The organism is Streptomyces sp. NPDC000941, from assembly GCF_053599555.1.
The window spans coordinates 1-11,955 of sequence record NZ_JBSFMM010000291.1 but is presented as its reverse complement, the minus strand read 5'-3'; the positions used below and the strand labels follow the sequence as shown (position 1 = coordinate 11,955).

8 protein-coding genes are annotated in these 11,955 nt (G+C 73.7%); all 8 read right to left on the bottom strand.

Annotation, left to right across the window (positions count from 1 at the left end; translation table 11 throughout):
- Positions 1-82: 82 nt before the first annotated feature.
- Positions 83-1,771, bottom strand: coding sequence for a sensor histidine kinase (locus ACWDSL_RS47965; RefSeq protein ID WP_450495372.1), 1,689 nt, complete (start codon positions 1,769-1,771; stop codon positions 83-85).
- Positions 1,768-2,469 (bottom strand): response regulator transcription factor, encoded by a 702-nt coding sequence (locus ACWDSL_RS47960; protein ID WP_450495370.1) that lies wholly within the window; start codon positions 2,467-2,469, stop codon positions 1,768-1,770. The genes ACWDSL_RS47965 and ACWDSL_RS47960 overlap by 4 nt, the downstream gene beginning before the upstream one ends.
- A gap of 21 nt (positions 2,470-2,490) precedes the next feature.
- Entirely contained in the window at positions 2,491-4,818 is a 2,328-nt protein-coding gene (locus ACWDSL_RS47955; protein WP_450495368.1) for a xanthine dehydrogenase family protein molybdopterin-binding subunit, read from the bottom strand.
- Entirely contained in the window at positions 4,815-7,175 is a 2,361-nt protein-coding gene (locus ACWDSL_RS47950) for a 2Fe-2S iron-sulfur cluster-binding protein (protein WP_450495366.1), read from the bottom strand. The genes ACWDSL_RS47955 and ACWDSL_RS47950 overlap by 4 nt, the downstream gene beginning before the upstream one ends.
- Positions 7,172-8,071 carry an FAD binding domain-containing protein gene (locus ACWDSL_RS47945; protein WP_450495365.1) on the bottom strand — a complete coding sequence of 300 codons (900 nt, stop codon included), beginning with the start codon at positions 8,069-8,071 and terminating at the stop codon, positions 7,172-7,174. Before ACWDSL_RS47945 ends, ACWDSL_RS47950 begins: the two co-directional genes overlap by 4 nt.
- A gap of 275 nt (positions 8,072-8,346) precedes the next feature.
- Complete coding sequence (locus ACWDSL_RS47940) at positions 8,347-10,017, bottom strand: beta-N-acetylhexosaminidase (protein ID WP_450495363.1); 1,671 nt, start codon at positions 10,015-10,017, stop codon at positions 8,347-8,349.
- An 8-nt stretch (positions 10,018-10,025) separates the two neighbouring features.
- A complete protein-coding gene (locus ACWDSL_RS47935; RefSeq protein WP_450495374.1) occupies positions 10,026-10,886 on the bottom strand; it encodes a carbohydrate ABC transporter permease in 861 nt (286 codons plus the stop codon).
- 95 nt (positions 10,887-10,981) lie between these two features.
- The coding region (locus ACWDSL_RS47930; protein WP_450495361.1) for a carbohydrate ABC transporter permease at positions 10,982-11,955 on the bottom strand (974 nt) is incomplete at its 5' end.

The window sequence follows — 11,955 nt, the reverse complement described above, 5'->3', positions numbered from 1 at the left end:
GTAGCATGCTTGTTTTGTGGTTTTTTTGGCACCGCCCCACGCCGTAGCGTCGGCGTGTCGCTGTCCCATACTCACCGCAAACTCACTTGGGGATCTCGATGGTGAAGGTCGTGCCGACGCCGACGGCGCTCTCCACCCCGATCGTCCCCTGATGGTCCTTCACGATCTGGCGGGCGATGGACAGCCCGAGCCCGCTGCCGCCGGTGGCCCTCCCCCGCGCGGCGTCGGCCCGCCAGAAGCGGTCGAAGACGTGCGGCAGCTGCTCGGCGGGGATGCCGTGCCCGGTGTCGCCGACGTGGACCGCGGCCCCCGCGCCGCGGCGCGCCAGGGACAGCCGAACGGTGCCGCCGGGCCCGGTGGCCCGTACGGCGTTGCTCACCAGATTGCCGACGGCCTGCCGCAGCCGGTCCGCGTCGGCGTACGCGTACACGGGGTCGCCGTCCGGCGTCTCGACGGTGAGGGCGACCCCGGCGCGCTCGGCCTGGGCCCGGTGGGCGGTGCGGCAGGTCTCCAGCAGTTCGCCCAGCTCGATGTGGTCGCGGTGGTAGCTGAGCGCACCCGCCTCGGCGAGCGCCAGGTCCTGCAGGTCGTCGACGATCCGCTGCTGGAGCAGGACCTCCTCGTGGAGCGAGTCCAACAGCTCGGGTTCCGGGTCGACGACCCCGTCGCGCAGCGCCTCCAGATAGCCGCGCAGATTGGCCAGCGGGGTGCGCAGCTCGTGGGCGACATCGCCGACGAGCCGGCGCTGACGCTCCTCGCTGTCCTGCAGCGACGCGGCCATACGGTTGAAGGAGCGGCCGAGTTCGGCGATCTCGTCCCGGCCGGTCACGGACACCCGCCGGGCCAGGTCGCCCTCGCCGAGGCCGCGGGAGGCGGCGGTCAGGGCGCTGACGGGGCGCAGCACCGTCCGGCTGAGCAGCAGCGCGCCGAGGATGGCCGCCACCGCGACGGCTACGGCCACGGTGACCGCGGGCGCGGCGGCGAGGGCGGACGGGGGCTCGTCGAGGGCGCCGAGGCGGACCTGGAGCGGCGGCGGGGCGGCGTCGCTGATCTGCTCGGCGAAGATCCGCCGGAGGCACGGAACGGTCCCCTCCGCCCCGGCCGATCGGCAGGAGTTCTTCCCGGCCTGGACGTACCGGTCGACCAGCGCCGCAGACGTCTGTGGCCGCTCGCAGCGCCCTTGCGCCGTCTTCCCGCCGCTTGCCGGGTCTTCCCCGCTCGCCGTGTCCCCGCCGCCGGGCTCCCGGCGCGCCGAGTACGTCGGGATGCCGCTCTCGTCCTGGCCGACCATCACCTCGGTGCCGGAACGGGTCAGACACGCGGCGTACGCCGTCCCGGTGCGGTACCGGGAGATCTCGAGGGCGGTGAGCTTGATCAGGATCGCCGGCGGCCGCGGGTCGTCGGGCAGTCGCAGCTCGGGGCGCGGGTCCACCAGGAGCGGCGCACCCGTGCCGGCCCTGCGGGGCTCACGGCCCATCAGGACGTCCGAGTCGGCCAGCGGCGCACCGGAGCCGGTCGTGGTGGTGACCCGTATGCGCTGCCCGGTGTCGGCGGCCAGCCCGCGCACTGCGGGCGCGACGCCGTCCCAGGTGCCGTGCCGCAGGCCGTACTGGCGCAGTTCCTTGGTGACCCGGTTGATGTCGGCCCGGTCCGCGGCGGCGGTCTCGTTCGCCTGCCGGGTGGCCTGGCGCAGCGTCAGCCAGGCGGTGGCCGCGGTGGCGGCGACCACGAGCAGCATCATCAGGGCGAGCGCCCGCAGCCGGAAGCTCACCGCGCCGGGTCCGGCCCCGGGTCGGCCAGCCGGTAGCCGCGTCCGTAGACGGTCTCCACCATGCGGGGCGCCCCCGGCCCGCGCTCCAGCTTGCGGCGCAGGTTCATCACGTGGGCGTCCACGGTGCGCTCCAGAACGTTCTGCTCGAAGCCGAAGACCCGGTCGATGATCTTCGCCCGGGTGAAAGCGCGCCCCGGCTCGCCGGCCAGCAGGGCCAGGATGGCGAACTCCTTGCCGGTCAGCGCGATCACCTCGCCTGCGAGCCGCACCTCGAAGCGCGCGGTGTCGATCTCCAGCGCCCCGGCCCTGATGACCGTCGGCTCCCCCGTGGTGGCCCTGGACCGCCGCAGCAGGGCCCTGACGCGGGCGGTCAGCTCCCGGGGGCTGTACGGCTTGGTCATGTAGTCGTCGGCGCCGAGGTCGAGCCCGAGGAGCATGTCCTCCTCGGTGGCGCGCGCGGTCAGCAGCAGGATCGGCACCTGGGACTCGGCGCGCAGGATGCGGCACACGTCCAGGCCGTCGATCTGCGGCATCATCACATCGAGCACGATGAGGTCCGGGCGGGTGGTCCTGGCGCGGTCGATCGCCGAGCGGCCGTCGTGGACGGTCTGGACGGCGTTCCCCTCCCGCTCCAGATAGATCCGGATCAGCCGCGCCTGCTTCTCGTCGTCCTCGGCGACCAGGATGCGCGCGCTCAACAAGCCCCTCTCAGATAGCCATCAGGCCCTGTTGACGACCGCCGCCTGAGGCCGGATCGGCAGCCTGTTGACCGGGCGGCCGGACGCCGAGCGGACCGCCGCGGCCACCGCAGCCGGGGTGGTGACCACCGGCACCGCGCTGACGGCCTTGGCGCCGAAGGGGGCGACCACGTCCCGTTCCTCGACGAGTTTGACGATACGGATGTCGGGGACGTCCACGGCGGTCGGCAGGGTGTAGCCGGTGAGGTCCGGGTGCCGGACCACGCCGCGGGAGGTGCGCAGGTTCTCGGTGAGGGCCGCGCCGATGCCCTGGGCGACGCCCGCCTCGATCCGGGCCGCCAGCTGACGGGGGTTGAGCACCCGGCCCACGTCCTGGGCGATCGTCATGTCCACCACGCGCACCGCGCCGATCTCGATGTCGACGTCGACCACGGCGCGGATCGCGCAGAAGGCCAGGCCCACGAAGGCGTCGCCCTGGCCCGTCTCGTCCAGCGGTTCGGTGGGGTGCGGGCGGCACTGCGCGGTGGCCCACAGCTCCTTGCCTTCAAGCGCCTCGTCGACGGTCGTGCTGAGCACCCCGTCGTACGAGGTGATCTTGCCGTCGGCGATGGTCAACAGCTCTGTCGACATACCGAACTTATGCGCGAGCGGCTGCAGCAGCTGGGTGCGGACCATCTTCGCGGCCCGCTCCACCGCGCCGCCCGACACCCAGGTGTGGCGGCCGCGCGCCGCGGGCCCGGCCGGGGGCTGATCGGTGTCGACCGGTGCGACATGCACCTCTTCGATCCCCAGGACCTCCTGGACGATCTGGCGGGCCAGAGTGGTGAACCCCTGGCCGGTCTCGACGGCCGCGCAGATGACGGTGGCCACCGAGCCGACGACCTTGACCGTGGCCGTGGAGACCTCGTCGGCCCCCTCCGCGCCGAGCATGTGCACCATGCCCAGGGCGTAGCCGACGCCGCGCCGCACCGCGCCCGGGTCGCCCGCGCCCTCGGGGCCGCCGGGCAGCAGCCACTCCTCCTCGGGGTCGTCCTTGGGGAGCGGGGGCAGCGGGGTGTCCCGTACGGCGCGCAGCAGTTCGGCGACCGGGGCCGGGCAGGTGACGGTCTGACCGGTGGGCAGCAGATCGCCGGTCGCCATCGCGTTGCGCAGCCGGATCTCGGCCGGGTCGAGGCCCACCTTGGCCGCCAGCTTGTCCATCTGGCCCTCGTACGCGGCGCACACCTGCATCGCGCCCTCGCCGCGGACATGGCCGGAGGGCGGGTTGTTGGTGCGCACCGCCCAGCCCTCGATGAACGCGTGCGGTACGACGTACGGGCCGCAGGCGAAGGACACCGCGGCGGCCAGCGAGTCCGCGGAGGAGTCCGCGTACGGGCCCGCGTCCAGCAGGATCTGCGCCTCGACCTTCACCAACTTGCCCTCGGCGTCGGCGTGGTGGCGGTAGCGCAGCAGGGTCGGATGGCGGTGGGCGTGGCCGAGGAAGGACTCCTCGCGGGTCGCGGCGAGCTTGACCGGATGGCCGGTGCGCAGCGCGAGCAGGCCCAGCGGCAGTTGCATACCGGGGTCCTCGCGCTCGCCCATGGCGCCGGGCACGCCCGTGACCACGACCTTGACCCGCTCCGGCTCCAGGCCGAAGCAGGCGGCGGCCAGGTCGCGGTCGGCGTGCGGGTCGGTGGAGGCGGTGTAGATCTCCACGCCGCCGTCGGGGCGCGGTACGGCCAGGCCCGCCTCGGCGCCGATGGGCGCCGGGTCCTGACGGCCGATCCGGTACAGGCCCTCGACGATGACCTCGCCGACCACGTCCGGGTCGCCGAAGCTCAGCGGGATGTGGCGGACCAGATTGCCGTCGGGGTGCAGCGGCTCGGCCCCGAACGCCTGCTCGGGGTCGGTGACCGGCTCCAGCACCTCGTACTCGACGGCGATGGCCGCGGCGGCCAGCCGGGCGGTGTCGGGGTGGTCGGCGGCGACCGCGGCGATCGGCTCGCCGTGGTGACGGACCAGGTCCTTGGCGAAGACGGGGCGGTCGGCGACGCGGCGGCCGTGCGCGGCGTCGCCGGGCACGTCGGTGTGGGTCACCACGGCCCGTACGCCCGGCATCTGGGCGGCGGGCGCGGTGTCGATGGAGACGATGCGGGCGTGCGGATGCGGGGAGCGCAGCACGGCGGCCCACAGCAGCCCCTCGGCCCACAGGTCGGCGGCGTACGGGAAGGTGCCGGAGGCCTTGGCCGCCGCGTCCGTGGGCTGCAGCGACATGCCCAGGCCGATGGTCGGCGGCTCCTTGGGCGTGAGGGGGACCCCGGCGGCGGGGGTGGCGGTGGCGGCGCCGGTGCCGTCCGCGATTCCAGTCATGCCGTCGTCCTCCCGCTGCCGCTGCCGTCGAAGCCGCCGTCGCCGGTGCCGTGTATCCCCGGCGGGCCCGCCTGGTGCGGAATGCGGCCGGCGGCGTCCTGCCCGCCGTCCGCCGCCGCGGCCTCCTCCGCCTCGGCGGCGGCCGCCGCCTCCCGGCCCGCGACGACCTCGCGGACCGCGTTGACCACCCCGCGGTAGCCGGAGCAGCGGCACAGGTTGCCGCTGATCGCCTGCCGCGTCTGCAGGTCGGTCGGGGAGTGGTTGCCCTGCAGCAGGTCGTGCAGGGTCATGGCCATGCCCGGTACGCAGAACCCGCACTGCACCGCGCCGCAGGCGGCCAGGGCGCGCTGCACATCCGAGGGCTGCCCGTCCACGGCCAGGCCCTCGACCGTACGGACCTCACAGCCCGCGGCGGTCGCGGCGGGCACCAGGCACGAGGCGACCAGCCGCCCGTCGACCTGGACGGAACAGGCCCCGCACTCGCCCTGCGAGCAGCCGTCCTTGGCCCCGGCCAGGCCCAGGCGCTCGCGCAGTACGTACAGCAGCGACTCGCCGATCCAGGCGTCGGTGACGGGGCGGTCGGTGCCGTTGACGTGCAGGACGTACGAGGCGCTGGGGTGCTCGCTGTCGGCCTGGGGGGTCTCGGCGGCGTCGGGGGTTGTGCCGGGGTCCGCCTGGGCGTCTGTCGGGTCGGTCGGCTGCTCGGCCTCGGGGACGGATGGCGCCTCGGGGGCCGTCGTCTCCGCGGTGGGCCGCTCGTCGGCGTCCGCGGCTTCGACGTCCTCGGCCGACGGGTCGGCTTCGACTCCGGCTCCGGCTCCGGCTCCGGCGAGGGGCGCGCCGTGGCCGTCCAGCGCCAACTCGGCCGATTCCTCGGCCTGTACGAGGCCGGCAGGCGCCTGGGGGACCTCAGGGGCCGGGCCGTCGGCGTCGGCCACGACGCCGTGCGGCGGGGTCGCCCGGGCCATGTGACCGCCGTCGGCTCCGCCCGGGCCGCCGCCTGCTCCCGGGCCGTCATGGGCCTCGTAACCGTCGTCCACGAACCCGCCGCGACCGCCACCCGGCGCGACACCGTGCGGGGGCGTCCCCGCACCCGCGTGGCCGTCGTAGCCGTCGTCCACGAACCCGCCACGGCCGCCCACGGGCGCCACGCCGTGCGGCGGGGTCGTCTGGCCCGTATGGCCGCCGTCGGGCCCGGCCGGGCGGCCCTGGCCGCCGTACGTCAACTCCTCGGGCCAGTCGTCCACCTCGGGCACCTCGGTGCCCGCCGCCGGAGTGGACAGCGCGCCGGCCGCGGCGGTGCCGCCGTGCGGCGGGGTGGGGGCGCCGTGGTGCTCGACGGGCACGTCGGCGCCGCCGGGCAGCCTCAGGCGCCGCCGGGCGGGGCCCCTGCCCTGCTGCGTCGGGGCCGCGGGGGCGCGGCGGACGGAGTGGTCGCCGAGCGCGTACTCGCCGGATTCCTCGGCGGAGCCGTCGTCACCGGCCACCGGAATCGACCACTGACCGGTCTGGCCGTGCTGCTGACCAGGCTGACCGGGCTGGCCAGGTTGTCCCGGCCGAACCGGCCCGCCCTGCCGCTGGTCTTGGTGCAGCCCCTGCTGGACCTGCTGCTCCTGCTGCTCCTGTGCGCCGTCCGCGAAGGGCGTCGTCCACTGGGCGGTGTCCTGCGCCCCGTACGGATGCGTCGGCTGGCCGGGGTGGTCATCGACCCCGTCGTCACCCGCGGCCGGGACGGCCCACGGGCCGTCGGCCGACTCGGGCACCTGCCACTGGGCCGCGGCCGTCGGGTCGTTCACCTGGTACACGCCGGTCTCGTCGACGCCGTCGTCGGCGGCGAACGGGATCGACCACTGATCGGTCTGGCCGGACTGGCCCGGCTGACCGGGCCGGCCCTGCTGCCCCGCGCCGGGCAGCTGCCACTGCCCGGTCGTGTGCGCGCCATGCGGGGCGTGCGGGTTCTGGTGTTCGCCGTACGCGTACTCGCCCGTGTCGCCGGATCCGCCCGCCGGGCCGGGCTGGGCCCACTGGCCGGAGTCGTCCGCGCCGGCCTCCATCGGCACGGCCCACTGCCCGGTCCCCGAGGAGTCGCCGTGCGCACCAGGGGCGTGGGCCGTCGGCTGCCACTGGCCGCCCTCCGAGGGCGCGCCGGGACCACCCGTCATGGGCGGCGGGGTGTAGCCGGTGCCAGGGGCCGCGAGCGGGTCCCATCCGCCCCCGAGGGCGGCCGGGTCCTGGTGCGAGTAATCGGGCGGCAGCTGCACGAACCCCGTGGCCTCCGCGTCGTACTCGGGGCCGTGTGGCATCGGCTGCCACCCGCTCCCGGGCTCCGGCCGGTGCGGCTGCTGTTCGTCACTCACGCGAGTGCCCTCCCCAGTGCTCGGCGGGCCAGGGCTGACACCGTACGCCTCAGATGGATGGCGGCGGGCGGCAGGGGCACCGGCTCGGAGCCGTCCGCCGGCGGAGCCGGGTCGGGAATGCAGGCGGCGGCCACGTACTCGCCGAAGGCCGCCGTGACCTGCGGGTCGAGGCGCCCCCGGTCGCCGTCCCAGTCGATGAGCGAGGCGACCCAGCGCTCGGCCTCCAGCGGCCGCAGCGGCATGGGCGCGACCGCGCCGACCGCGCAGCGCACACCCCGCCGCGCCGGGTCGAGCACGACGGCGCACGAGGCCGTGGACCGGCCCGGGCCGGTGCGCCCGGTGGCCTTCAGGAAGGCCTGGGGGGCGTGCAGGATCGGCACGCGTACGAAGCCGACGAGTTCGCCGGGGCGCAGCATCTCGACCCCGGCCAGCAGATGGCTGACCGGGATCTCGCGGCGCGCGCCCTCGGGCCCGGCGATGATGACCGTGGCCTCCAGCGCGGCGAGCACCGGCAGCGCGTCGCCCGAGGGGGCGGCGGTGACGATGTTGCCGCCGAGGGTGCCGGCGTTACGGATCTGCGGCGGCCCGGCGGCGCGCGCCGCGGCGGCCAGCGCCGGGATGAGCGCGGCGAAGTCGGGGCGGCCCATACGGGCGTGGGAGAGTCCGGCGCCGAGCAGGGCGTGACCGTCCAGGTAGCGCCAGCCGCGGATCTCGGTGATCCGGCCGAGGCCGACGAGTGCGGCGGGCCGCAGCAGCCCGGAGTTGACGGTGGCCATCAGATCGGTGCCGCCCGCGACGGGCACGGCGGCGGGCATGGCGGCCAGCGCCGCCACGGCCTCGTCGAGCGTGCCCGGCAACGTCACCGTGTGCGCCGCCTGCGGTGCGTGCGTGGTCAACCCAGCTGCCCCTTCCCCGGTGTCCCGGCTGTTGCGCCGTACGGTACGTGCTGACAGCCCGGACGTGGCAACTCTGGCACATCTTCCGAGTCTGCCGTCGCGAGGGTCCGTGAAGCATGGATCCGTCCCCGACCAGGGGGATGGTACGGGTTTAGGGCGACGTCTCCGCCAGGTGTGGATTGCCACGTTTCAGGGACCCTTGTACGACTTGGGGTTGAGCCGGGGACCTACGGTCCCAGGGGTACGCCGCCTGCGGGCGCACCTTCCGGCGTACCTCACACGATCGGGGGCGACCCGTCGATCGGACGTCCGGATACGCCAGGGCGCCGCTGCCACGGACGCGGGCCGCCGGGGGGCCGGTAGTCCACGCCGAGCGCGTCCAGGCGCGCGTAGTGGGCCGCCATGCGCTCCTGGAAGCCGGTGAAGTCCCGCTCGGGCGGCGGCGGAAGCGGCGACCAGACGGCTTCGGCGAAGGCGGCGAGGCGCGGGAAGGTCTGGTAGTCGACGCGCCGCCGGTCCTCGGTCACCTCCGTCCAGACGTTGGCCTGAGCGCCGAGTACGCGCTCCGCCTCCGCGCCGGTGAGCTCGGGTGGAACCGGCTCGAAGCGATAGACGTCCTCCAGCGTGCGCACGTAGCCGATGGGAACCGGCTCATCGTCGCCGACGGCCTGGCGGTAGTCGAAGTAGACCTGCTGTTGTGGGCACATGACGACGTCGTGGCCAGCACGGGCGGCAGCGATGCCGCCCGCGTAGCCGCGCCAGGACGACACGGCGGCGCCCTCGGCCAGATCGGCCCCCAGCGCGCTGCCCTCCAGGATCTCGTCCCAGCCGATCAGACGGCGGCCGCGCTCGGCCAGCCGGCGGCCGAAGTGACCCAGGAACCAGTTCTGCAGCTCGTCCTCGTCCGCCAGGCCCAGCTCCCGGATGCGCGCCTGGGCGGCCGGGGAGACCCGCCACTGCTCCTTGGGGCACTCGTCGCCGCCGAGGTGGACGAAGCTGCCCGGGAAGAGCTCCAGGACCTCGTCCAGGACGTTCTCGTAGAAGCGCAGCGTGGTGTCGGCGGGTGAGAGTACGTTCGGGTTGACGCCCCAGGTGGTCCAGACGCCGAGGGAGGCGGTGTCGACGGCGTCGGTGTTGCCCAGCTCCGGGTACGCGGCGATGGCGGCCTGCGAATGTCCGGGGATGTCGATCTCCGGGACGACGGTGATGTGCCGTTCGGCGGCGTAGGCGACGATCTCGCGGATGTCGTCCTGGGTGTAGTAGCCGCCGTGCGGGCGCTCGTCCCACAGCGGTGAGGCGCGGTGCCCGAATTTGGTGCGCTCGCGCCAGGCGCCGACCTCGGTGAGCCTGGGGTAGCGGCGGATCTCGATGCGCCAGCCCTGGTCGTCGGTCAGATGCAGATGCAGCACATTGAGCTTGTGCGCGGCCAAGAGGTCGATGTACGCGAGCACATCGCCCTTGGGCATGAAGTGCCGCGCCACGTCCAGCATGAGGCCGCGCCAGCCGAACCGCGGGGCGTCCTCGATCAGCACACACGGCACCCACCACGTCTCCCGGGGCGCGATCGGCGCCCGGCGGAAGGCGTCGGGGCCGAGCAGTTGGCGAAAGGTCTGCGCGCCCCAGAAGATCCCGGCCGGGCCGCCGCCCTCGATCCGGACCGCGTGGCCGTCGATGGTGATGCGATACCCCTCGGGGCCGAGCTTCCGCTCGACCTCGGGGCTGATCGAGAGGAAGAAGTCGTGGCCTTCGCCGAGCGGGAGCGGCAGGCCGGTCGCGGCGCCGACGGTGTCGCTCAGCCAGCGCGCCGCGGCCTCGGTGCCGGGACCGGCGCCGAGCACGGTCTCGGAGTCCACGGGGTAGAGGGCGCCGAACTGCAACTCGCGGACGAGGCGGGGCGCCGGGATCAGCCCTGTGGCGTTATCTGTGGCGTTGCCTGTGGCGTTCATGGCGAGGCTCAACCTTTCACGGCCCCGGCGAGCCCGGAGACCAGCCGGCGTTGGACAAGCACGAAGAAGACCAGGACGGGGAGGGTCATGACGGTGGATCCGGCCATGATCCCGCCCCAGTCGTTGTTCTCGGGTTTGAAGAAGACCAGCAGCGCCATGGGCAGGGTCGAGTTCTCGGTGGCGCTGATGATGAAGGACTTCGGGAACAGGAAGTCGTTCCAGGCGCTGATGAACGAGAAGACGCTGGTCGCCACGAGGCCGGGCAGCACCAGCGGGAACAGCACCTGCCACAGGAACCGGGACCGGCTCGCGCCGTCGATCATCGCGGCCTCCTCCAGGGTCTCCGGCACCGCCTTGACGAATCCGCGCAGCATCCAGATCGCGAACGGCAGCGAGAAGGCGAGGTGCGGCAGGATCAGCGAGCCCAGGGTGTTGAGGCCGACCCCGGGGACGGCCGTGCCGAGGTCGCGCATCAGGAAGAACATCGGGATCGCGAGGGCCTCCACCGGCACCATCTGGGCGATCAGGAACATGATCAGCAGCGTGGTGCGGAAGCGGAACCGGAAGCGGGCGACGGCCGTGGCCGCCAGGAAGGCGATCAGCGCCGAGAGCACCACCACGGCCCCGGCCACGATGAGGCTGTTTACGAAGTAGCGGCCGAAGTCCTGCTGCACGAAGACCCGGCGGAAAGCGTCCAGCTGCGGGTGGAGCGTCCAGGGCCTCGGATGTGCCGACTGGACCTCGCCTTCGGGTTTGAACGCCGAGAGCACCATCCAGTACAGGGGGAAGGCGACCACCAGCGCGATCACCACCGCGGCGGCCTCGGCGGCCAGCCGCCAGGGCCGGGCGGGGCGGCGGAGCCGCGGCAGGCGGACCCGCCGCCGGAACCGGGCTGGGGTGGGTGGCCGAGGCGTTGCCGTGGGCGCGTTCACAGTGCCTCCCGCTTTCACAGCGTCTCCCGCGTTCACAGTTCCTCCCCTTGGCGTCGCAGAAGCCGCAGATAGACCAGGGTCACCGCGAGCAGGATCAGCAGCATGACGACGCCGATCGCGGAGCCGAGTCCGTACTCCGAGGAGGCGAAGGCCTTCTGGTAGGCGTAGACGTTGAGCACGAGGTTCTGGCCCGCGATGCCGCCGCCGTTCGTCATGACGTAGATCTGCCCGAAGACCTTGAAGTCCCAGATGACCGACTGGATGGTGACGATCACCAGGATCGGGCGCAGCAGCGGCGCCATGATGCTGCGCCAGGTGCGCCAGGTGGAGGCCCCGTCGAGGGCGGCGGCCTCCAGCAGTTCGGGCGGTACGGCCCGGATGCCCGCGTAGACGGTGACCATCACGAACGGGAACGAGCACCAGACGACCTCGAGGAGCACCAGTGCGAAGGCGCTGTACCTCCCGTAGGTCCAGGAGTAGTTCTCGAATCCGCTCAGGCCCAGCCAGGTGAGCGCCTTGTTGACCGGGCCGAAGCTGGAGTCGAAGAGGAAGACCCACACCGTGGAGCCGGTCACGGGCGGGGTGGCCCAGGCGCCGAGGGCGGCGAGCATCAGCATCGTCCTGGGCACCGCGCGCACCTTGGTGAGCAGGACGGCCAGCGAGCAGCCCACGGCGAGGGTGCACAGCACACAGGCGGCGGCGAAGAGCAGGGTGCTCAGCAGCACCTGCCAGAACTGGTCGTCGCGGAAGAGGGCGGCGTAGTTGTCGAAGCCGATGAATTCGGTGGGGCGGCCCCCGCTGACCTGTGCCTGGGTGTAGCGCAGGAACGAGATCAGGCCGAGTTGGTAGACGGGGTAGACCAGCAGTCCGGCCAGCACCATGAGCGCGGGGGCCAGATAGAGCCAGGGAGTCCAGGCGGGGTGCCGGCGCGGGCCGCGGCGCTGTCCCCGACCGTGTCGGTCGCGAACGCGACCTGCTTGCCGAGGAGTTCGCCGAGCCGCCGGGC

What these genes read in the sequence shown, in the direction of transcription:
- ACWDSL_RS47955 (WP_450495368.1), bottom strand. Translation starts at nt 4,818, where the DNA reads ATGACTGGAATCGCGGACGGCACCGGCGCCGCCACCGCCACCCCCGCC.
- ACWDSL_RS47940 (WP_450495363.1), bottom strand. Translation starts at nt 10,017, where the DNA reads ATGAACGCCACAGGCAACGCCACAGATAACGCCACAGGGCTGATCCCG.